The following is a 21,986-nucleotide window of genomic DNA, read 5'->3' as shown; positions in this document are numbered from 1 at the left end:
ATTTTCACAGAATGGGAGAAGAAACCACCTGCATTGCAGGTGGTTAGGGAATCACTCGAAGCAGGTCTCAGGATTCTCAGACAACGAAATGAACCTTTCGCCGCCTTTGGTCAGGGCAATAATGCCGCCGCTCTCAATATCATAAACCCACCCATGCAGACGCACTTTGCCTTTACGCAGCGCCACCGCTACCGAAGGGTGTGTTTTGATATTGTTCAGCTGAGCAATCACGTTCTCTTTGACCATTTCATTGAGACGGGTTTCCACCGCTTCATAATTGCGCTCTTCCACCACAGCTTTAGCTGCATTGGCGTAGTGCAACCAGTGATCAACCGCGGGCATGCTTTCTAAATCCGCATTAGACGCGATGGCGTTCATGGCACCACAGTTGGAGTGACCGCAAATGATGATCTCAGTCACACCCAGCGCAACGACCGCGTATTCAATCGTCGCGGAGACACCACCCGGTTCGGGACCAAACGGCGGCACAATATTACCGGCGTTACGGATCACGAACAGCTGGCCTGGCTCGGATTGGGTGACCAGTTCAGGCACCAGACGGCTGTCTGAGCAGGAGATAAACAGGGCTTTGGGATTCTGGTTTGACGCCAGACTTTTGAAAAGATCCTTCCTTTCAGGGAACACATTCTGTTGGAAATTCAGAAAACCTTTAACGATCTCTTGCATTTGTCTGCTCTCACTTTATCCGCATCTGCGCTGGCGGTACGATCTGCACCGTCAGCACGCGTTCAAATTCTTCAGTGCGGTGAATAACTTACAATCACCAACCGAACATTTAAGCAAAACAGGCTGGATTACACAACTCGGATCACCGTTAACGGTTCGCAGTCGCCAGCCTTATCGGCGACGATTTGAACGGATAACAGCTCCATTAAGCATAGCGGGAAACGCCCATTACGCGGTTAAGGAGATTCTTACATCACCTATACATTTTCCCTCGCAACCTCTGTACAATCCCCCGCCTATCCACACTAATTATGATGAATTATTATCCTTATGAGCCATGTCAAAAATCCGCCGCGCGTAGGCTTCGTCTCACTCGGCTGCCCAAAAAACCTCGTCGACTCAGAACGCATCCTGACGGAACTGCGTACTGAAGGCTACGATGTGGTGCCACGCTACGATGATGCGGAGATCGTCATCGTTAACACCTGTGGATTTATTGATAGCGCCGTACAGGAATCACTGGAAGCGATCGGTGAAGCGCTGAACGAGAATGGCAAAGTGATCGTCACCGGTTGCCTGGGTGCCAAAGTGGATCAGATCCGCGAAGTACATCCTAAGGTACTGGAAATCACCGGCCCGCACAGCTACGAGCAAGTGCTGTCGCACGTTCACACCTATGTGCCAAAGCCGGAACACAACCCGTTCCTGAGCCTGGTGCCCGAGCAAGGCGTTAAGCTGACGCCACGCCACTACGCTTACCTGAAAATTTCTGAAGGCTGCAACCATCGCTGCACCTTCTGCATTATCCCGTCCATGCGTGGCGATCTTGATAGCCGTCCGATTGGTTCGGTGCTCGACGAAGCCAAACGTCTGGTGGAAGCTGGCGTCAAAGAACTGCTGGTGATCTCACAGGATACCTCGGCTTACGGCGTGGATGTGAAGCACCGCACCGGTTTCTGGAACGGATCCCCGGTGAAAACCAGCATGGTCAGCCTGTGCGAACAGCTGGCGAAACTCGGCGTGTGGGTGCGTCTGCACTATGTCTACCCGTATCCGCATGTGGATGACGTGATTCCGCTGATGGCCGAAGGCAAAATCCTGCCGTACCTCGACATCCCATTACAGCACGCCAGCCCGCGCATCCTGAAGCTGATGAAGCGTCCTGGTGCGGTTGAACGTACGCTGGAGCGCATCAAACGCTGGCGTGAAATTTGCCCGGAACTGACGCTGCGTTCGACCTTTATCGTCGGCTTCCCCGGCGAAACCGAAGAAGATTTCCAGATGCTGCTCGACTTCCTGAAAGAAGCGCGTCTGGATCGCGTTGGCTGCTTCCAGTACAGCCCGGTTGAAGGCGCGACGGCCAACCAACTGCCGGACCAGGTGCCGGAAGAGGTGAAGCAGGAGCGTTTCGATCGCTTCATGCAATTGCAGCAGAAAATCTCCAGCGAACGTTTGCAGGAGAAAATCGGCCGTGAAGTGTTGGTGATCATCGATGAAGTGGATGAAGAAGGCGCGGTGGGTCGCAGCATGGCCGATGCACCTGAGATCGACGGTGCGGTGTATCTGAATGGCGATCGTCAGGTGAAAGTCGGTGATGTGGTGCGTGTCAAAGTTGAACACGCCGATGAGTACGATTTATGGGGTACGCGCGTTTAACCGTGCAGCTGCTGGTGCGCACGTTTGCGCGCCAGATAATCGGTGTCCGATCTCAGCCGATCCCAGCATGATTTGAAGATGGCCGCCGCAGCGGCCTTTTCTTTTTCTGTGGTACGAGGTAGCTCGTTACCGTCTGCATCATATTTGCGTCCGCCTTTGTGATTACTGTAGCGACGCGCGCGGGTATAGCCCATCTGAATAAATTTTCGCGCCATATCCATGCCGACAAAGTCGTCCTGTGCACGATAGTCCTCAAACAATTGCATAATCTGAACGGAAGATTCCTGAGCCAGTTCCACGGTACGGAAGCGCCAGAACGGCAGAATTTCGCTCTTGTAAGGCTCCACCATTAATACCCCCTGCTCACCGCGCCCAACCTGATAAAGGTCTGGCCGCTGTCGGAAATCGATATTCTTAAAGTCTTGTTCGTAATCAAAGGGTTTCACTGCATTTCTCCTGCACGACATTATCACTTACTGCAATTATTTTTTTGCGGCTCTTAAGCAATGCGCTTTTACACCGATAACTTCACTACTAGCCTACTTTGCTCTGAGAAAATCATGTTGACGAAAATGAAAATTGTGACTGCCATCATATTGATGCTGTTGGTATTCACCGCTATGCAGGCCATCTCCGGCTCGCTGTTTTTATCTTCCCTGATCGCTGGCCAGCATAATTTCACCGCCAGTAACCAGCTATCACATCAACAACGTGAGTTCTCCGATAGCTGGCAAACGCTGGTGAAAACGCGCGTTATCATCAACCGCGTGGCGATTCGCATTCTGAAGAATCAGACCGATGATGCTTCACGCGCTGCCATCAGCAAGCTGCTGGTTTCCGCGGGCGCCTCGCTTGATGAAGCGAAACAGCACTTTGACCGCTACAAGAGTGTCCCACGGATTGCGGGGCAAAGTGCGGCTGCCGCCGAGCTTATCGAAAGCAAATTCGCGAACTATTACCAACTGCTGAATCAATCCGCGACCTTTCTGAAAGCCAACAACTACGCCGCTTATGGCGAGCTGGATGCACAGCAAGCGCAGGATGATTTGGAAGCGGCCTACAAGCAGTGGCGCGGTGACAACGTTCAGTTAATCAATACACGCGCTGCAGATAACGATAGCACTTATCAGCATATGCTGGTGATGGTTGCTGTGATGGCAGTGATTGTGGTGCTGTTGCTGCTGGTGGTTTGGCTGCTGGTTCGCCGCATCCTGTTGGCGCCGATGAAGCAAGTTCAGCAGCAGATGGAGCGCTTTGCCGATGGCGACCTCTCCGGCAGTTTGAAGATTGAAGGACACAGTGAAATGGCCGCCATTGCCGCGAGCCTCAATCATATGCAGCAAGCACTGCTGGGCACGATCAACAATGTGCGCGACAGTGCCGATGCCATTTTCGGCAGTGCCAGCGCGATCGCCAACGGTAACAACGATCTCTCCTCCCGCACGGAACAACAGGCCGCCTCGCTGGAAGAGACCGCTGCCAGCATGGAAGAGCTGACCGCCACCGTTAAACAGAATGCCGATAACGCACGTCAGGCGACCCAGCTGGCGAAAACCGCATCGGAAACCGCTGACAAAGGTGGGAATGTGGTGGACGGCGTGGTGAAAACCATGCGCGACATCGCCGACAGTTCGAAGAAAATCGCCGACATCACCAGCGTGATCGATGGCATTGCTTTCCAGACCAATATTCTGGCGCTGAATGCTGCCGTTGAGGCCGCTCGCGCCGGTGAACAAGGTCGTGGCTTTGCTGTGGTCGCGGGTGAAGTCCGTAGCCTGGCGCAGCGCAGTGCACAGGCAGCGAAAGAGATTAAGCTACTGATTGAGGGCTCCGTGCAGCGCGTTAATTTAGGTTCACAACAGGTGAGCAGCGCCGGCGATACCATGCAGGAGATCGTCAGCGCGGTAACGCGCGTGACCGATATCATGGGCGAAATTGCGTCGGCCTCTGACGAGCAGAGTCGCGGCATCGATCAGATTGGTGTGGCAGTGAACGAGATGGATCGCGTAACGCAGCAGAACGCCACACTGGTGCAGGAATCCGCTAACGCCTCGGCTTCGCTGGAGCAGCAGGCCAGCAGCCTGTCTTCGGCGGTGGCGCGCTTTAAAACCGGGACGCGTGCAGTGATGGCACCGGTGACAAACACGGTGAAAGCCCCTGTCGCAACCACACCACGCGCCTTACCCGCTGCCGGTGCACACAGCAACGACAACTGGGAAACGTTTTGAGGTAACAGAAAAAATCAGGTCGCCATAAGTGGCGACCTGACCTGCACAACGGGATTTTTCAGGGTGCGCACTTACGCGCACCGATTTGATATTTCAGGTCTTTAACTTCGGATCCAACGCATCCCGCAGTCCATCACCCAACAGATTGAACGCCAGCACCGTCAGGAAAATAGCCAGACTCGGGAAGATCGCCACATGCGGCGCAATCACCATATCGGCACGCGCTTCATTGAGCATCGCGCCCCATTCCGGCGTGGGTGGCTGAGCGCCCAAACCCAGGAAAGACAAACTCGCCGCCGTGATGATCGACGTACCGATACGCATGGTGAAATAGACCACAATTGACGACACGGTACCGGGCAGAATGTGACGCATGATAATCGTCCAATCTGATGCGCCGATGCTGCGGGCTGATTCAATAAAGGTTTGGTGTTTCAACACCAGCGTATTGCCACGCACCAGGCGAGCAAAGGCTGGAATACTGAAAATCGCCACCGCCACAATCACATTGCTCATGCCGCTGCCCATGATCGCCACCACCGCAATTGCCAGCAGAATGCCGGGGAAAGCAAACAGCACATCACAGATACGCATGGTAATGCGATCCCACCAGCCTTCGTAATAACCGGCCAGCAACCCCAGCAGCGTACCAATTAGCGCACCGATCGCCACCGAGAAGAAACCCGCAATCAGTGAGATGCGTGTGCCGACCAGCACGCGGCTAAAAATGTCACGCCCTAGCGAATCCACGCCAAACCAGTGCATCATCGACGGCCCATCATTTAGCCGGTCGTAATCAAAATAGTTTTCCGCATCAAACGGAGCGATAAACGGAGCGATAAACGCCACCACAATTAACAGCAGCACAAATAAGCCCGCCATCATCGCCACATGTTGATGGCGAAAGCGGCGCCAGAATTCACGCCACGGCGTACGTACCCGGGTTTCCGTCATCATCGGCATGGTTTTCAATGCCGCTGCGCGTCGCCAGTTCTTCAAGTGCGACTCCTTACCTGTAACGGATGGCCGGGTTGATCGCCGCATACAACATATCGACAATCAAATTGATCAAAATAAACTCCAGCGAGAACAGCAGCACCTCGGCCTGAATCACCGGGTAATCACGCATCTCCACCGAATCCACCAACAGACGGCCTAAACCTGGCCAGTTGAACACCACTTCCACCACAATCGAGCCGCCCAGCAGGAAACCAAACTGCAGACCCATCATGGTCACCACCGGAATCATCGCATTGCGCAGGCCGTGCTTGATCACCACCAGCGACTCACGTACCCCTTTGGCGCGCGCGGTGCGCATGTAATCTTCCTGCATCACCTCGACAAACGATGCGCGGGTAAAGCGTGCCATCACCGCCGCCACAGCTGCACCCAGGGTTATCGACGGCAGAATATAGTGTTTCCAGCTGTCGGCACCGACCGTTGGCAGCCAACCCAGCTCAACAGAGAACACCTGCATCAGCAGCATGCCTAAGGCGAAAGCGGGAAAAGAGATGCCAGACACGGCCAGCGTCATACCGATGCGATCGGGCCAGCGGTTGCGCCAGACGGCGGAGGTAATGCCGATGGTCATACCGAAAATCACCGCCCACACCATGCTGGTGAGGGTCAGCCACAGCGTCGGGAAGAAGCGCGCGGCTATCTCTTCCGAGACCGGGCGTTTCGACACCATCGACTGGCCAAAATCCCCCTGCAACGCATTGAGAATAAAGTGCCAGAACTGCTGGATCAGCGGCTGATCGAGACCGAGTTCCTGACGCACCAGCGCCACCACCGAGGCATCCGCTTCCGGACCCGCAATCAGGCGCGCCGGATCGCCCGGCAACAGGTGGACAAACAGGAACACCAGCACCGCGACAATCAGCAGCGTGGGGATCAACCCCAGTAGTCGTTTGAGAAAATAGTTGAGCATGCAAAATCCTGCGCAGCAGCGGCCAGCCTCGCAAGGCTGGCCGCGCCTGTTACTTCAGATCCGCCTCATCAAAATTGAATGAGGTGTCGGGCATGACATAAAAACCGGTGAGATTTTTATTGTTCGCGGAGAGCAACTGCTCAACCACCAGCGGAATCCACGGATGGTCGTTCCAGATACGATCCTGAGCGTCTTTGTACAGTTTGGCTTTCTGCTCACGGTCGGTGGTTTTCAGTGCATCGCTCAGATCTTTATCCACCTGCGGATTGCTGTAGAACGCCGTGTTAAAGATGGCTGGCGGCCAGGAAGTGGTGGCAAACAGCGGCGTCAGTGCCCAATCTGCTTCACCGGTCGAGGCAGACCAGCCAGTGTAGAACATGCGTACACCGCTCTCTTTCTGCCCTTTACTCTCGACTTCTGCGGCACGCTGACCGGCATCCATCGCAGTGACTTTCACCTTCACGCCGACCTGCGCCAGCTGCTGCTGAGTGAACTGCAGCACTTTCTGCGCGGTACTGTGGTTGTGAGATGACCACAAGGTGGTTTCGAAACCGTTCGGGAAGCCTGCTTCTTTCAAAAGCTCACGTGCTTTGGCCGGGTCATATTTAATCGCTGGATATTTCTGCGCAAAATCAATCGCCGGTGGCACGATGCCGGTGGCTGGCGTGGCATAACCAGCAAACGCCACTTTAACCAGCGCCTCACGGTTAATGGCGTATTCCAGCGCTTCACGCACTTTTGGATTATCAAACGGCTTCTGCGTCACGTTGAGGCTGATGTAACGCTGCATAATCGATGGCGTGGTGACGACGTCGAGTTTGCTGTTGCCCTGCAGCAATTTAGCCTGCTCAAACGGTACCGGGAATGCAAAGGTCGCTTCGCCGGTCTGCAACATCGCCGCACGGGTGTTGTTGTCTACTACCGGGCGGAAAGTGATGCTGTCCAGCTTCGGATAGCCTTTCTTCCAGTAGCCATCCCACTTCTTCACTTTGACGAAGTCGGTCTGATTCCAGGTAACGAACTCATACGGACCGGTACCCACCGGATGGAAGCCAATGTCCTTACCGTATTTCTTCAGGGCGGTGGGCGAAATCATCACTGCCGCCGGGTGCGCCAGATTGTTGATGAAGGTCGAGAACGGCTGCTTCAGCTTAATCTTCACCGTGGTCGGATCGACCGCTTCGGTGCTGGCCACATACTTGAACAGGTTGTAACGCTTGAGATGATTATCCGGGTTGCTAGCACGGTCGATGTTGGCCTTGACCGCTTCCGCGTTGAAATCGGTGCCATCCTGGAACTTCACGCCCGAGCGCAGTTTGATAGTGTAAGTTAAGCCATCGCTGCTCGCCTGATAGCTTTCCGCCAGCACGTTTTGCAGCTTCATGTCTTTGTCGAAGCCGAACAGTCCCTGATAGAACGCCTTGGCCACCGACTGCGACAATGTGTCATTGGCGTCGTACGGATCCATAGTGGTAAAGGTTGACGCCACAGCAATCACCGCGTCCTTCGCTGCCCACGCTGGCATCGCCAGCGCTGAACTCAACAACCCGGCAGTGATAACCCCTTTTCGCATAATGTGGTGCATTGTTATCGTTCTCCTATAATCCCTGTCATGCGCGACATCCGTGGATGACGCGGTTGCTTGCTGCTCAGGCACCGCTAATGGCGTGGCGGGCAACAAAATGCCCCGGTGCCACTTCCAGTAACGGTGCCACTTCTGGCTCATCACCTAAGGGGCGGATCGGGCTGGGGATTTCATCCACCATTAACGCCCGCTCGCGATGACGGTGCGCCGGATCGGCGACCGGCACCGCGGCCATCAGTTTTTTCGTGTAAGGATGGCGCGGCTGCTCAAACACCGCCTGGCGCGGCCCCATTTCCACAATCTGTCCGAGATACATCACCGCCACGCGATGGCTGATGCGTTCTACCACCGCCATATCGTGAGAAATAAATAAGAAGGCGATGCCAAACTCGCGCTGCAAGTCGAGCATCAGATTGATAATTTGCGCCTGAATCGAGACATCCAGCGCCGAGACTGACTCATCGGCAATCACCACTTTAGGGTTCAGGGCCAATGCGCGAGCGATGCAGATGCGCTGTCGCTGGCCGCCTGAGAACTCGTGCGGATAGCGTTGCGCATGCTCCGGCAGCAAACCGACGCGCTCCAGCAGCCAGGCTACACGCTTCTCCGCCTGGCGCCGATCCATGGTTTTGTGCACCAGCAGCGGTTCCATAATCGAGAAACCCACCGTCAGGCGCGGATCGAGGGAGGCGTAAGGGTCCTGAAAAATGAACTGAATATCGCGGCGCAGCGAAGCCAGCGCGTTGCCCTGCAACGCATCAATACGCTGACCATTAAAAGTAATCGTGCCGCCCTGGCTGGCGACCAGGCGCAGCAGCGATCGACCGGTAGTGGATTTTCCGCAGCCGGATTCGCCGACCAGCGCCAGCGTCTCGCCAGCATGCAGATCAAAGCTGACCTTCTCAACCGCATGCACACGGCGTTTCACGCGATTCAATAACCCACCACGAATATCAAAGCGCGTCACCAGGTCGCGTACCTGCAAAATCGGCGGTTCATCGCTGCGCACCGTATCCTGCGGTTTGGCAATCTCTTCACGGCCATTGGTGTGCAGTAAGGGGAATTTAGCGGGCAGCGGCTGGCCGCTCATCGCTCCCAACTTCGGCACGGCCGCCAGCAAGGCGCGGGTGTAAGGCTGTTGCGGCGCATCAAACAGCTTCTGCACCGGCGCACGCTCAACCACATCGCCGCGATACATCACCTGTACGCGATCGGCCATCTCCGCCACCACGCCCATATCGTGAGTGATAAAAATCACCCCCATCTGCATCTCTTTTTGCAGCACGCGGATCAGCTGCAGAATTTGCGCCTGGATGGTCACGTCCAGCGCGGTAGTAGGCTCATCGGCAATCAACAAAGCAGGTTTGCATGACAGCGCCATGGCAATCATCACGCGTTGACGCATGCCGCCGGAGAGTTGATGCGGAAAACGCGATAACACATTGTGGGCTTCAGGTATGCGCACCAGATCCAGCATGCGCCGTGCTTCGGCCTGCGCTTGTTGGTGGCTTTTGCCCTGATGTAAACGGATGGATTCGGCGACCTGCTCGCCCACGGTAAACACCGGGTTAAGCGAGGTCATCGGCTCCTGGAAAATCATCGCCATATCGGCACCGCGCACTTTGCGCATCTGGCTGGTGGTAGCGCGCATCACATCCAGCACCTCGCCGTTACGTCGACGCAGTTGGATCTCGCCACTGACATCGCCGCCCGCCTGCTGAATCAAGCGCATCAGCGCCAGCGAGGTGACCGATTTGCCCGAACCGGATTCGCCCACCAGTGCCAGCGTTTCCCCACGATGCAAATCCAGTGACAGGTTACGCACCGCTTCGGTGATTCGCCCTTCATGCTCAAACCGTACGTTGAGGTCACGCACCGCCAAAACCTGCTCGGGTGCAAACTGCTGATGCTGCTGCGTCATGCCTGCTCCTTAGCTATCGCGGTAAATCGCTACCTCGACTTCGCCACCGACGTAGGCGAATCCCCGATACATCCCTTCACTGTTAAAGGGCAGCACCACATTGCCGTGCCTGTCGACGGCAATCAGCCCACCGCTGCCTTCCAGCTCCTGGACTTTGTCATGAATCACGTTGGCAGTGGCTTGCTGCAGGCTACGGCCGCCGTACTCCATCTGTGCAGAAACGTCATACGCTGCCAGAGTACGAATAAACACTTCACCGGTGCCGGTGCAGGAAACCGCCACGGTCTCATTATTAGCGTAGCAGCCCGCGCCGACGAGCGGCGAATCGCCCACGCGGCCGACCTGCTTGTTGGTCATACCGCCGGTTGAGGTCGCAGCGGCCAGATTACCCTGAAGATCGAGCGCCACCGCACCCACGGTACCGAATTTGCGATCGGGGTCGAGCGGATCGTCGCTGTGGCTTTGCGCAGCGCCGTCATGATCGAGCACCATCTGCTGGCTGCTCAGCGCACGCTGTAGCTGTTCCCAGCGTTCAGGCGTGGAGAAGAAATCCGGCGCAACCTGTTCCAACCCCTGTTCTGCGGCAAAGGCTTCTGCTCCCGCACCGATAAACAGCACGTGCGGGCTGTTTTCCATCACTTTACGCGCCGCCAGAATCGGGTTACGAATGTGATTCACGCCCGCCACCGCACCGACATCCAGAGTGCGGCCATCCATAATGCTGGCATCCAGTTCGTGAGTGCCTTGATGGGTAAACACCGCGCCTTTGCCTGCGTTAAACAGTGGGCACTCTTCCAGCAGGCGCACCGCCTCGGTCACCGCATCCAGTGCACTGCCGCCTGTGGCGAGAATCTGCTGGCCTGCGGTAACGATTGCGTGCAATTGCTGACGATAGTGCTGCTCTTTTTCGGCGCTCATAGCGGCACGCGTGATTGCGCCCGCACCGCCGTGAATTGCGATAACTGCTTTAGCCATAACCGGTACCCTGTCAGGAAATCAGAACCAAAAACACTGATTTAGAATGGTTTTCATCTTTTTTAGGCAATTTTCGACTATAGAAAGGCACTCCCGGCTTGTAAAGCAGAAAGTGTATCTCCGGTCATAACCTTTTATTGTGGATTATGCTTTTTTAGTCACATGTGACTCGGCAGACAAATGTCACCATAATAGGCAGCAACTGAAATTCATCACGCAGAGACTGACATGGAACCTTTCACCGCAGGATTAATCTCCCTCGAAGACGCGCAGCAAAAAATGCTGCAACAGCTCACGCCCATTAGCGATTGCCTCAGCGTCTCGCTGTATGAAGCGGCGGGACGCATCACGGCGAAACCCGTGACTTCCCCGCTGGATGTGCCGCCATTCGATAATTCGGCAATGGACGGTTATGCCGTACGTCTCAGCGATATCGTGCCGGACCGCGAATTTCCGGTCGCAGGCAAAGCTTTTGCCGGCGCGCCGTTCAACGGCGATTGGCCCGCTGGCAGCGTGATTCGTATTATGACCGGTGCGCCGATTCCAGCAGGCTGTGATGCCGTGGTGATGCAGGAGCAAACCGAACAGCGTGCGGGCGGTATCGTCATCACCGCTGAAGTGCGCGACGGCCAAAACATTCGTCGCATCGGCGAAGATATTCAGGCGGGCAAACAGGTGCTGGAGGCGGGTGTTCGCCTCGGAGCCGCCGAGTTGCCGCTGCTGGCTTCACTGGGGATTGCCGAAGTGAGCGTGCTGCGCAAACTGCGCGTGGCGATTTTCTCTACCGGCGATGAATTGCAGGCGGTCGGCCAGCCCTTGGCTGACGGTCAAATCTACGACACGAACCGCTTCACCGTATCGCTGATGCTTAACAAACTGGGCTGCGAAGTGATCGATTTGGGCGTGATTGCGGACGATCCCGAGGCGCTGCGCAAGGCATTCAGTGAAGCCGATCGTCAGGCGGATGTCGTGATCAGCACCGGTGGCGTCTCCGTCGGCGAAGCGGATTTCACTAAAGCGATGCTGGAAGAGTTAGGCGTGATTACCTTCTGGAAGCTGGCGATGAAGCCGGGCAAACCGTTCGCCTTTGGCCGCTTAGCCAACAGCTGGTTCTGCGGGCTGCCCGGCAATCCGGTGTCTGCCGCCGTGACCTTCTATCAGCTGGTGCAGCCGTTACTGGCCACCCTCACCGGGCAGACCACGCGCATTATGCCGCTACGTCAACGCGCTCGTGCCACTCAGCGTTTGAAGAAATCGCCTGGACGCCTCGACTTCCAGCGCGGCATTCTCAATCGTGGTGAAGATGGCGTGCTGGAAGTGCGCAGCACCGGTGCCCAGGGTTCGCACGTGTTTAGCTCTTTCGCCCTTGCCGACTGTTTTATTGTGCTGGATCGCGATCGTGCGGATGTGGAACCTGGCGAATGGGTTGAGGTTGAAGTTTTCAATAGCCTGCTGGAGGGCTAATGAGCGTCGAACTGAGCGATGAGGAGATGCTGCGTTACAACCGTCAGATCGTGCTGCGGGATTTTGATTTTGACGGTCAGGAGAAGCTCAAAGCGTCGCGGGTACTGATTGTGGGTCTCGGCGGGCTTGGCTGTGCCGCTGCGCCCTATCTGGCTTCGGCCGGTGTGGGCCATCTTACCTTGCTGGATTTCGACAGCGTCAGCTTAAGCAATCTGCAGCGCCAGATTCTTCACAGCGATGCCACCCTCGGCCAGCCCAAGGTGGAATCTGCGCGTCAACGGCTGGCGGCGATTAACCCGCATTGCCAGCTCGAACCGATTGATGCACAGCTGGATGATGCTCAACTCAGTGCCCTGATCGCGCGCCATGATGCGGTGCTCGATTGCACGGATAACGTTGATGCGCGTGAGCAGATCAATCGTTTGTGTTACCAGCACAAGGTGCCGCTGATTTCCGGGGCGGCCATTCGTATGGAAGGCCAGCTCAGCGTGTTTACCTGGCAGCCTGTGGAACCCTGTTATCGCTGCATTAGCCGCTTGTTTGGCGATCAGACATTAAGCTGCGTGGAAGCCGGCGTGCTGGCGCCGTTGGTCGGTGTCATTGGTGCGATGCAAGCTTTAGAGGCCATAAAAGTGCTGACCGCGTTGGGGCAACCAGCCCGTGCACGCCTGTTGATCTACGATGCGATGAGTGCAGAATTTCGTAGCATGAAGGTGATGCAGGACAGGCATTGCGAAGTGTGCGGGAAACCATGATTTCCCGAAAATAATAACGGCGCGATTCTCCGCGCCGTTATTACTGTCATTCAATCATTTATAATTAAACAATACCCTGACTACGCAGATAATCTTCGTAGTTGCCGGTAAAGTCGATAATGCGATCACCCTTCATCTCCATCACGCGGGTTGCCAGTGAACTGACAAACTCACGGTCATGCGAAACGAAAATCAGCGTGCCTTCGTAACCTTCAAGTGCCAGGTTAAGCGATTCAATCGATTCCATATCGAGATGGTTGGTCGGTTCATCCATGATCAAGATGTTCGGCTTCTGCATCATCAGCTTGCCAAACAGCATGCGGCCTTTCTCACCACCAGAGAGCACTTTAGCAGGCTTCTTGATTTCATCATGACCAAACAGCAGACGGCCCAGAATACTGCGCACCGCTTGCTCGTCGTCACCTTCCTGCTTCCACTGACTCATCCAGTCGAAAACACTCAGGTCATCGGCGAAATCTTCTGCGTGATCCTGCGCATAATAACCAATCAGCGCATTCTCGGACCATTTCACAGTGCCGCTGTCAGGCGTTAATTCGCCGACCAATGTTTTCAGCAACGTGGTTTTACCGATACCGTTGGCACCGAGAATGGCCACTTTCTCGCCAACTTCAACCATCAGATTAAGCTTGCTGAACAGCGGTCCGTTATCGAATCCTTTCGTCAGTGCCTCAACTTCCAGCGCATTACGGAACAGCTTCTTATCCTGATCAAAACGGATATAAGGGTTCTGACGACTGGAAGCTTTCACTTCATCCAGCTTAATTTTATCAATCTGCTTGGCACGCGAAGTCGCCTGACGCGATTTAGAGGCGTTGGCACTAAAACGGCTAACGAATGATTGCAGGTCTGCAATTTGCGCTTTCTTCTTCGCGTTATCAGAAATTAAACGTTCACGCGCTTGCGTCGCCGCGGTCATATATTCGTCATAATTTCCTGGATACACGCGCAGTTCGCCGTAATCCAGATCAGCCATGTGCGTACACACCATATTCAGGAAGTGACGGTCATGCGAAATGATAATCATGGTACTGTTACGTTCGTTTAGCACCTGCTCCAGCCAACGAATGGTATCAATATCCAGGTTGTTCGTCGGTTCATCGAGTAGCAAAATATCCGGGTTTGAGAATAATGCCTGCGCCAACAGCACACGCAATTTCCAACCTGGTGCGATTTCGCTCATCGGACCGTAATGCTGTTCCACCGGAATGCCCACGCCCAGCAATAATTCACCGGCACGAGATTCCGCGCTGTAACCATCCATTTCGCCGTATTCAACTTCCAGGTCGGCAACTTTATAGCCTTCCTCTTCGCTCATTTCTGGCAAAGCATAAATACGGTCGCGCTCTTCCTTCACCGCCCATAATTCGGCGTGACCCATAATCACCGTATCCAGCACGCTGAATTGCTCAAAGGCAAACTGGTCCTGACGTAACTTACCGATACGCTCGTTAGGGTCGAGTGAAACATTACCGTTGGTCGGTACCAGGTCGCCGCCCAGTATTTTCATGAAGGTCGATTTACCGCTGCCGTTCGCACCGATTAAACCGTAACGATTACCGCCGCCAAACTTAACGGAGATATTCTCAAACAGCGGCTTACTGCCGAACTGCATAGTAATATTGCTGGAAACTAACACGGCATTGACCTTTGTTACGCAGTGGAGGAAAAAACAGCGGGCATTATGCCAGAAAGCAGCACCGGGACGCCACCTCTGCGCCTGCAGGCAGCGAGCGAAGGCGCTAAACGCGTTGTTGCAAATAGAGAAATAAAAAAGCCGAAGACAACGTGGTCTTCGGCTCCCGCTTACAAGGATTGTGTCGATTATTTGATCAGGAAGCTGTCCAGGCTTTTACCAGAGTCCAGCGCTTTCTTAATCGCTGCTGGGGTACGGCCCTGGCCGGTCCATGATTTCTCTTCACCGTTCTCATCGGTGTAAGAATATTTAGCCGGACGCGGTGCACGCTTCGCGCGTTTTTTACCGGTTTCCAACGCACCCAGCAATTCGTTCGGGTCAATACCGTCAGCCAGCAGCATTTCGCGGTATTTGGACAGCTTTTCTTCTTTCTCGCGATTCTGCGCTTCTTCTGCATGAACTTCGTCGCGGCGCTCAGTCACCACCACGGTTAATTTCTCCAGAATCTCTTCCAGATCGGTCAATGGCAGTTCACGAGCCTGCGCACGTAATGTGCGAATGTTGTTCAGAACTTTAAATGCGTCACTCATGACAAGGTCCTTGCTTAAGGGGGGTTTAAATAAACTGTAGTGGCAAGATTACCCAATTCAAATAAAAAAATAAATTAATTTATGCGGACGGATAATTCCTAACTGATTAACGTATTCACATTTTGAGCGATATCCCCAGCGAGAAGCTTTAATTAACGGTGAATTAACAACAGCACTTTAGTACCACCGACTGGAACTGGTACCGATTTCAGAGGTTATTCCCGGCTGATAAACAAGCATTTAGCGGTTAATGCCTTGCCTGGCTGATGTGTGTTAGCGGATTAATGAAGATTAATGTTATGGCCGAAAATCTATTTTCACAGATGATTATTCTATTCTGACAGTTGAGACCACAATCGCATTTTTATCCCCACTTATCGATAAAAAGCCAGTGCATGCACCGGCTTTTACCCTCATAAAAACGTCACCTCAGGTTACGAGCTTTTCTTCACAGCGTGCGTCAACTGCGGTTGCGGTTCTTCATTTGACAGCCAGTCGTGCAAATAATGCTCGATCTGTTCCAGTGAACGATTTCGTGTTTCCGGTACAAAGCGAACCACAAAAATGGCTCCCCCTATTCCGATTAGCGCAAAAATAAAGAACGCTCCCGATAAACCCACCGATGCCAACAGGATTGGGAACATCAGCGAGATAAGGAAATTAGCGATCCACATTGCAAACACGGCGCCGCCCATAAATATCCCACGCAGACGTGTAGGGAAAATTTCAGACAATAGCAACCAGGTCACGGGTGAGAGTGCACCTTGCTGGAAGCTCAAAAACATCAGCATTCCCAGCAACACTATATAACTGCGCAGAACATCAGGTTGACCATTTACCGTCTCCGGCATGAAATAACTGACGGCACCAATAAATACCAGACAGGCGGTACAGCCAAACTGTCCTAACATCGTCATGGTACGGCGCCCAATGCGCCCCAGCAGCCAGATACCGACGAAAGTCATTAATACTGAAATAACGCCATTGGCGATGGTGGCAATTAATGCTGCGTTATCGCTCATGCCCACGGCTTTTAACATGGTCGGAGCGTAATACATGATGGTATTCACCCCGGTTAACTGCTGTATGACCGCAATACCCACGCCAATCAAAAATAATTTAAACAGCCAGGGTTGACGAAGTTCACGCAGGCGTGGGCGCGTTTCATGTTGCTCTTCAGCTAAGGTTTCTTCTATTTCCGTGAGTTCCCACTCAACATCTTGTTTAGCTCGCGTGCGTTCCAGCACCTGACGCGCTTCTGCTAACCGCCCTTTCATCGCATACCAACGCGGTGAGTCGGGCATAAACAGCATGCCAAACCACAGCAGCACGGCAGGCACCGTCGCTACCGCCAGCATCCAACGCCAGGTGGTATCACCGCCCCATACCGCGTTAAAACCGGCGTTGGAGATGTAAGCCAACATCTGCCCGGAGACGATCATCAGTTCTTGCATGGTCACTAACTGGCCACGTTTGTTGGCGGGCGCCATCTCCGCGATGTACACCGGGACTGTCGCTGACGCGCCCCCCACCGCCACACCCAATACCAGGCGGAAGAAAATCATCCATTCAACGTCAGGTGCTAACGCGGTGCCGATTGCGCCAATGGCGAAAATCACCGCCAGCACCAGAATGATTTTTCTCCGCCCGGCCGCGGCGGCAAAGTGGCCTGATGCCAGGGCACCAAAAGCCGCGCCAAACAGCAGGCTGCTGGTGACCAACCCCGTGGTAAAGGGTGTCAGATGGAGATCGTTGCCCATAAATAGCAGTGCGCCAGAAATCACACCGGTGTCATAGCCGAACAGCAACCCCCCTAAGGTGGCAATCATTGCTATCACCTTCACAAAGGGTTCAGTGCGCGTGCTGCTGTTCGGCCCTGATGCTTTGTTGGGAGTAAGGTAGTTTTCCCGCGGCATAATCCACTCCTTAACAGTAAGAGAAGATTTAAAAATAGTTTATTTCAACCAACAGGAATAATTATGAAATTTAAATTTTGCGCTACAGATCATAAACCCCGCATTTACATGCGGAGCAGATCACAAAAAGGGGCTTTACTGCGTGTAAATCGGTGAAGAGTGATCAGAGGGGAATTCGCATTTAGTCCAAAATGAAAACTTTCGTTTCAAAATGGGCGAATTGTGATGCCTGATGCTGGGGCAACCCGCAGACTGCCCCCTTTTACGACTAAGGCACCGTGGTAGCAGGGCCAAACACAGAATATTCCGGCAAATTAACGTTCTGATAAGGTTCCCAGCCGCCGCCCAGCGCTTTGTACAACGCGACTAAATCCAGTGCACTCTGCATTCGTGCCTGTGTCGATTGTGCTTCTGCCTGCGCTAACTGACGCTGTGCGTCCAACACATCCAGGAAGCTGGAAATCCCCTGCTTGTAGCTATCACTGGCGAGATCAAATGCTCTCTGCAATGCGCCAGTGGTTTCATCCAGAGCTGCCACCTGCTGCTGATCGGCGCGATAACTGACCAGGGCATTCTCGACATCCTGCAAGGCAGTCAGCACCGTCTGACGATATTCAAGCGCTGCATTGGCCTGCTGCGCGCGTGCCAGTTTCACGCTGGAGACCAAACGCCCGCCCTGAAAAATCGGAATGGAGAGCGAGGGCCCGATACTGTAGAAATGGCTGCTCCAGTCATCCAGATAGCTGGCATCGGTGTTGCGCACCCCGAGTTGACCCGTCAGTGACAGGCTGGGGAACAGATCCGCCACCGACACGCCAATGTTGGCAGTCTGCGCATGCAGATTGGCTTCCGCCTGGCGAATATCCGGACGTCGTCGCGCCAGCGTGGATGGAATCCCCACCGCCACCATTTTCGGCAACGCCGGTAACGCTTTACTGCTCATCAGCTCGTTATCCAGTGCGCCCGGCGTTTTGCCCAGCAATACCGCTAAACCATTCATGGCCTGACGTTCCTGCGACTGATAGCCCGGCAATTGCGCGTTCAGCGAGGCAAGTTGTGCGCGCGCATTTTCCACATCGGTGAGCGGCGCCATGCCGTTACGCTGCTGGCTTTGCGTCAGTTCCCAGGTTTGCTGCGCCACATCGATTTGCTGCTGCAGAGTATTGAGTACCGCTTGCGCGCCGCGCAATTGCAGATAGGCACGTGCCACTTCTGCTTCGAGTGACACCAGCGCATCATTGCGTTGTTCGATGGCAGCCTGCTGCTGCGCATCTGCGGCTTCCATCTGACGGCGCACTTTGCCCCACAGATCAAGCTCCCAGCTGGCGTCAAAGCTGCCTTGATAAAGGGTGACAGAATGATCGAGGCCGTTCAGTTGATTGGCGACGTCACTGTCCACCTGATCGTAAACCCCGTTGGATTTCAGTATGCCTTTTAGGCCCAACTGCTGACGTGTGACTTTAGCCGAGCCATTGAGTGACGGAAAAAGCCCGCCGCGCGCCTGCGCCAGTTGCTCACGCGCGCCAGCAATGCGCAACACCGACTGCTGCAGGGATAAGTTACCGGCAATGGCGCGTTCAATCAGGCTATCCAGTTGTGGATCATTAAAGCTTTTCCACCACAGCGGGTTGGTGGCCGCCGATTGCGGTTTTGAGGCTTCCTGCGACGGCAAATCGCGATAGCTGCCCGGCGTCTGCGCATGGGGTGGCTGATAATCAGGGCCCACAGCGCAACCCGCCAGAAGCAGAGACAGCGCCAGCAAACTCAAGCGCGGAGAGGTGATCATCTTAGTGTGCTCCTGCACTGCCTTCGCTCTTGATCGGCGAAAGCAACCAACAAAATGGAATCAACAGCAAGGCCACAATACTCAGGCCCATAAATACGTCGATGTACGCCAGGATTCGCGCCTGTGCAATCATCTCTTTGTACAGCTGACCGGTCGCCAGCGTCAGGGGATCGCCCACCGCAGACGTAAAGTCGCGAATCGACTGCGCCCAATGCTGCAAAGTGAGATTGAACGGCTCGTTGAGCGGCGTCATGTTATGCACCATACTCGCCGACCGCGCCTGCATACGCTCAGTGATCCCCGCCGTTGCCAGTGAAATACCGATCGATCCCGCCACATTACGGAACATGGTAAACAATGCCGATGCATCCGCATTGAGCCGTTGCGGCACCGTAATAAAAGCAATGGTCGTCAGCGGTACAAACAGGAAACCCAGCCCTATCGATTGCGCACTGCGCATTAATACCAGGGTGGTAAAATCAACGTTCGGCGTCAAGGTCGTGGAATAGAAGAAGGCGCTGGCGAGACAAGTAAAACCGAAAGCAATGATGTAGCGTGTTTGCACAATCGGCATCAGCTTCAGCACTAGCGGAATGGTCAGGACGATCAATATCGCACCGGGCGAGAGTACCAGCCCCGACCAGGTCGCGGTATAGCCCAGATCCTGCTGCGCCAGTTGTGGAAGTACTACCGAACTGCCGTACAGAATCATCGCCATGCCTGCCATCAGCAAACCGGCCACCCAGAAGTTACGATCTTTCATGACCGTGATATCTACCACTGGTTTACGTGCATACAGCAGCCAGTAGACGGCGCCGACAATGCCGATCACCGCCAGCATGCAAAACAGGCGAATAAAGTGCGAGGCGAACCAGTCTTCATCTTCACCACGGTCAAGGAACACCTGCAAACAGCCGAGTCCAAGAGTGATCAAGCTGATACCGATGTAATCGATCTTCAGCTTGCCCTTCGCCCATTTACGCTCCCACGGTGGATCTTCCAGCAGTTGATAGATAGCCAGCACCGTTAAAATTCCGACCGGGATGTTAATGAAGAACACCCAGCGCCAGCTGTAGTTATCGGTGATCCAGCCGCCGAGTGTTGGGCCGATCACTGGCGCGACGATAATCGCAATCGAGGAGAGACCAAAAGCTTTGCCACGATCTTCCGCTTTAAAGTAATCGAGGAGCACCGATTGCTGCACCGGCTGCAAACCGCCGCCGAAAAAGCCCTGCAACACGCGGAACAGAATGATTTGCCATAGCTCAGTGGCGATACCGCACAGGAACGAGCAGATGGTGAACATGACAATACAGATCAGGAAGAACTGTTTACGCCCAAACAAGCGGCTAAAGAAGGCGGAAATGGGCAACACAATGCCGTTAGCCACCAGATAGGAAGTCAGCACCCAGGTGGATTCGTCGTAACTGGAAGAGAGTGAGCCGGCAATGTGCGGTAGCGCCACGTTAACGATGGTGGTGTCGAGGATCTCCATAAACACCGCCAGCGTCACCGTGATGGCGACCAGCCAGGGATTGCTGGCCGGACGCCAGCTTTCGCTCGCACTCATTCTACGGTGACCTTCGGCTCAACCGACAGGCCCAGTGGCAGCGGATGATTCGGATCCAATCCTTTATCGATGACGATTTTCACCGGCACGCGCTGCACAATTTTCACGTAGTTACCGGTGGCGTTTTCAGCCGGGAAGGTGGAGAAACGCGAGCCGGACCCCATCTGCACGCTATCAACGTGCCCTTCCAGCTTCATATCTGGCCAGGCGTCGATACTGATATCCACTTTGTCGCCGGGATTCATCCGCGCCAGTTGGGACTCTTTGAAGTTGGCATTGATCCAGATATCCGGCGACACCAGTGAAAACAGTGCCGTGCCAGCCTGTACCAGCGTACCGACCTGCACGTTGCGCTTGGTGACAAAGCCATCGTAGGGGGCGCGCACTTGGGTATAAGAGAGATTCAGTTCGGCGGTATTGAGCTGAGCCTGCGCCTGCTCAACCTGCTGCTGACGCGCTTCTACGTTGGTTTCCTGCTGACGAATCTGCAATTGCACCTGTGAAGCCACTTCGACCTGCGCTTTGGCGCTTTGCAGTTGTGCTTCAGCGGATCGCAGCTGCGCGGCTGCGGTATCGATGTTGCGTTGTGACGTCGCGCGCGGATCCACGCCGCGCTGACGACGATAGTCCGCCTGCGCATTCAAAAGATTGGCCTGCGCTTTGGCTTGATCGGCTAACGCCTGATCGCGCTGCGCAGGATACTGCACGCGTGACAGCGCTAACTGTGCCTGCGCCTGATGCAGTTGCGCCTGAGCCAGGCCAAGCTGGGCTTTAGCCTGATCGCGTTGGGCACTGGTATCGCGTGGGTCGATCTCCACCAGCAAATCGCCCTGCTTCACCCGCTGGTTATCTTTCACCAGCAGTTTCACCACATAACCGGCCGCTTTCGGTGCGATGGTCACGGCATCACCTTCGGTAAAGGCATCATCCGTGGATTCAATGTTGCGCGTGGTAAACCAGAACCACAGGCCCACCAACAGCATGATCACCACCACGATGGCGAGAATGACCAGTGGCTTTTTGCCGGGGCGTTTACGTTGTGGTTCGTTGTTGTCTTGACTGGAGTCTGAAGCGTGCTGCGCATCCTGCTGCTCGCGTGCGGGCGGCTGATTGTGGTTATCACTCATAGGTTATCATCGCTGGCTGTGATCCCGATCCACGGGCAAAAACGGTCAACTTAACCTTAGATCGAAAATTGACAAATGCCAGTACAACTTTACACAAGCCAACAATCAACGCATTTTCTGCCACTAAGTGCGATAACGCGCT

Annotated in this window: 17 protein-coding genes; 4 read left to right on the top strand and 13 right to left on the bottom strand. The window is 54.6% G+C overall.

Features of this window, described 5'->3' with window-relative positions; genetic code table 11:
- Window positions 1–51: 51 nt before the first annotated feature.
- On the bottom strand, window positions 52–687 hold the full coding sequence (locus FD737_RS00160; protein WP_058961964.1) for a carbonic anhydrase: 636 nt from the start codon (window positions 685–687) through the stop codon (window positions 52–54).
- Between the two features lie 330 nt (window positions 688–1,017).
- Between FD737_RS00160 and rimO the strand changes: the two genes are divergently transcribed.
- Complete coding sequence (gene rimO / locus FD737_RS00155; protein ID WP_039336388.1) at window positions 1,018–2,343, top strand: 30S ribosomal protein S12 methylthiotransferase RimO; 1,326 nt, start codon at window positions 1,018–1,020, stop codon at window positions 2,341–2,343.
- Here rimO and FD737_RS00150 read toward each other — a convergent pair.
- Window positions 2,340–2,789, bottom strand: coding sequence for a DUF4385 domain-containing protein (locus FD737_RS00150; protein WP_097119358.1), 450 nt, complete (start codon window positions 2,787–2,789; stop codon window positions 2,340–2,342). The two genes, rimO and FD737_RS00150, sit on opposite strands and share 4 nt — an antisense overlap.
- Before the next feature lie 114 nt (window positions 2,790–2,903).
- Here FD737_RS00150 and FD737_RS00145 point away from each other — a divergent pair, with 114 nt between their 5' ends.
- Window positions 2,904–4,571, top strand: a complete 1,668-nt coding sequence (locus FD737_RS00145; RefSeq protein WP_160832409.1) for a methyl-accepting chemotaxis protein — start codon at window positions 2,904–2,906, stop codon at window positions 4,569–4,571.
- Window positions 4,572–4,664: 93 nt separating this feature from the next.
- On the opposite strand, the gene gsiD is transcribed toward FD737_RS00145, so the two are convergent.
- The 5 genes from gsiD to FD737_RS00120 form a co-directional block, all read right to left on the bottom strand.
- The gene (gene gsiD / locus FD737_RS00140; protein WP_160832408.1) at window positions 4,665–5,570 is read right to left on the bottom strand and encodes a glutathione ABC transporter permease GsiD; all 906 of its coding nucleotides are present in this window, start codon (window positions 5,568–5,570) and stop codon (window positions 4,665–4,667) included.
- Between the two features lie 10 nt (window positions 5,571–5,580).
- Window positions 5,581–6,501: a glutathione ABC transporter permease GsiC gene (gsiC, locus tag FD737_RS00135; RefSeq protein ID WP_160832407.1), complete on the bottom strand. Its 921-nt coding sequence runs from the start codon at window positions 6,499–6,501 to the stop codon at window positions 5,581–5,583.
- A 49-nt stretch (window positions 6,502–6,550) separates the two neighbouring features.
- On the bottom strand, window positions 6,551–8,086 hold the full coding sequence (gene gsiB, locus FD737_RS00130) for a glutathione ABC transporter substrate-binding protein GsiB (RefSeq protein ID WP_160832406.1): 1,536 nt from the start codon (window positions 8,084–8,086) through the stop codon (window positions 6,551–6,553).
- A 64-nt stretch (window positions 8,087–8,150) separates the two neighbouring features.
- The gene (locus tag FD737_RS00125; protein ID WP_160832405.1) at window positions 8,151–10,007 is read right to left on the bottom strand and encodes a dipeptide ABC transporter ATP-binding protein; all 1,857 of its coding nucleotides are present in this window, start codon (window positions 10,005–10,007) and stop codon (window positions 8,151–8,153) included.
- A 9-nt stretch (window positions 10,008–10,016) separates the two neighbouring features.
- Window positions 10,017–10,982 carry an isoaspartyl peptidase/L-asparaginase family protein gene (locus FD737_RS00120; protein WP_058961959.1) on the bottom strand — a complete coding sequence of 322 codons (966 nt, stop codon included), beginning with the start codon at window positions 10,980–10,982 and terminating at the stop codon, window positions 10,017–10,019.
- 228 nt (window positions 10,983–11,210) lie between these two features.
- Between FD737_RS00120 and moeA the strand changes: the two genes are divergently transcribed.
- Together moeA and moeB are read left to right on the top strand one after the other, a co-directional pair.
- Entirely contained in the window at window positions 11,211–12,446 is a 1,236-nt protein-coding gene (gene moeA / locus FD737_RS00115; RefSeq protein ID WP_097119363.1) for a molybdopterin molybdotransferase MoeA, read from the top strand.
- Window positions 12,446–13,201: a molybdopterin-synthase adenylyltransferase MoeB gene (gene moeB, locus FD737_RS00110; protein ID WP_160832404.1), complete on the top strand. Its 756-nt coding sequence runs from the start codon at window positions 12,446–12,448 to the stop codon at window positions 13,199–13,201. The genes moeA and moeB overlap by 1 nt, the downstream gene beginning before the upstream one ends.
- A 64-nt stretch (window positions 13,202–13,265) precedes the next feature.
- Here the strand turns inward: moeB and FD737_RS00105 are convergent, their stop codons facing one another.
- The 6 genes from FD737_RS00105 to FD737_RS00080 all read right to left on the bottom strand — a co-directional run bounded on the left by FD737_RS00105 (window position 13,266) and on the right by FD737_RS00080 (window position 21,844).
- A complete protein-coding gene (locus tag FD737_RS00105; protein WP_097119365.1) occupies window positions 13,266–14,858 on the bottom strand; it encodes an ABC-F family ATPase in 1,593 nt (530 codons plus the stop codon).
- 185 nt (window positions 14,859–15,043) lie between these two features.
- Window positions 15,044–15,445 (bottom strand): H-NS family nucleoid-associated regulatory protein, encoded by a 402-nt coding sequence (locus FD737_RS00100; protein ID WP_034820857.1) that lies wholly within the window; start codon window positions 15,443–15,445, stop codon window positions 15,044–15,046.
- 434 nt (window positions 15,446–15,879) lie between these two features.
- A complete protein-coding gene (locus tag FD737_RS00095) occupies window positions 15,880–17,361 on the bottom strand; it encodes a sugar porter family MFS transporter (protein ID WP_097119366.1) in 1,482 nt (493 codons plus the stop codon).
- Between the two features lie 268 nt (window positions 17,362–17,629).
- Entirely contained in the window at window positions 17,630–19,147 is a 1,518-nt protein-coding gene (locus FD737_RS00090; RefSeq protein WP_097119367.1) for an efflux transporter outer membrane subunit, read from the bottom strand.
- Window position 19,148: 1 nt separating this feature from the next.
- Complete coding sequence (locus FD737_RS00085) at window positions 19,149–20,717, bottom strand: DHA2 family efflux MFS transporter permease subunit (protein WP_034820876.1); 1,569 nt, start codon at window positions 20,715–20,717, stop codon at window positions 19,149–19,151.
- The gene (locus FD737_RS00080; RefSeq protein WP_058961954.1) at window positions 20,714–21,844 is read right to left on the bottom strand and encodes an HlyD family secretion protein; all 1,131 of its coding nucleotides are present in this window, start codon (window positions 21,842–21,844) and stop codon (window positions 20,714–20,716) included. The genes FD737_RS00085 and FD737_RS00080 overlap by 4 nt, the downstream gene beginning before the upstream one ends.
- Window positions 21,845–21,986 lie beyond the last annotated feature (142 nt).

The organism is Pantoea sp. Seng (assembly GCF_009829935.1).
Classification (GTDB): Bacteria; Pseudomonadota; Gammaproteobacteria; order Enterobacterales; family Enterobacteriaceae; genus Pantoea; species Pantoea communis.
The sequence above is the reverse complement of the archived record's forward strand: the minus strand, read 5'-3'. Positions and strand labels throughout refer to the sequence as shown.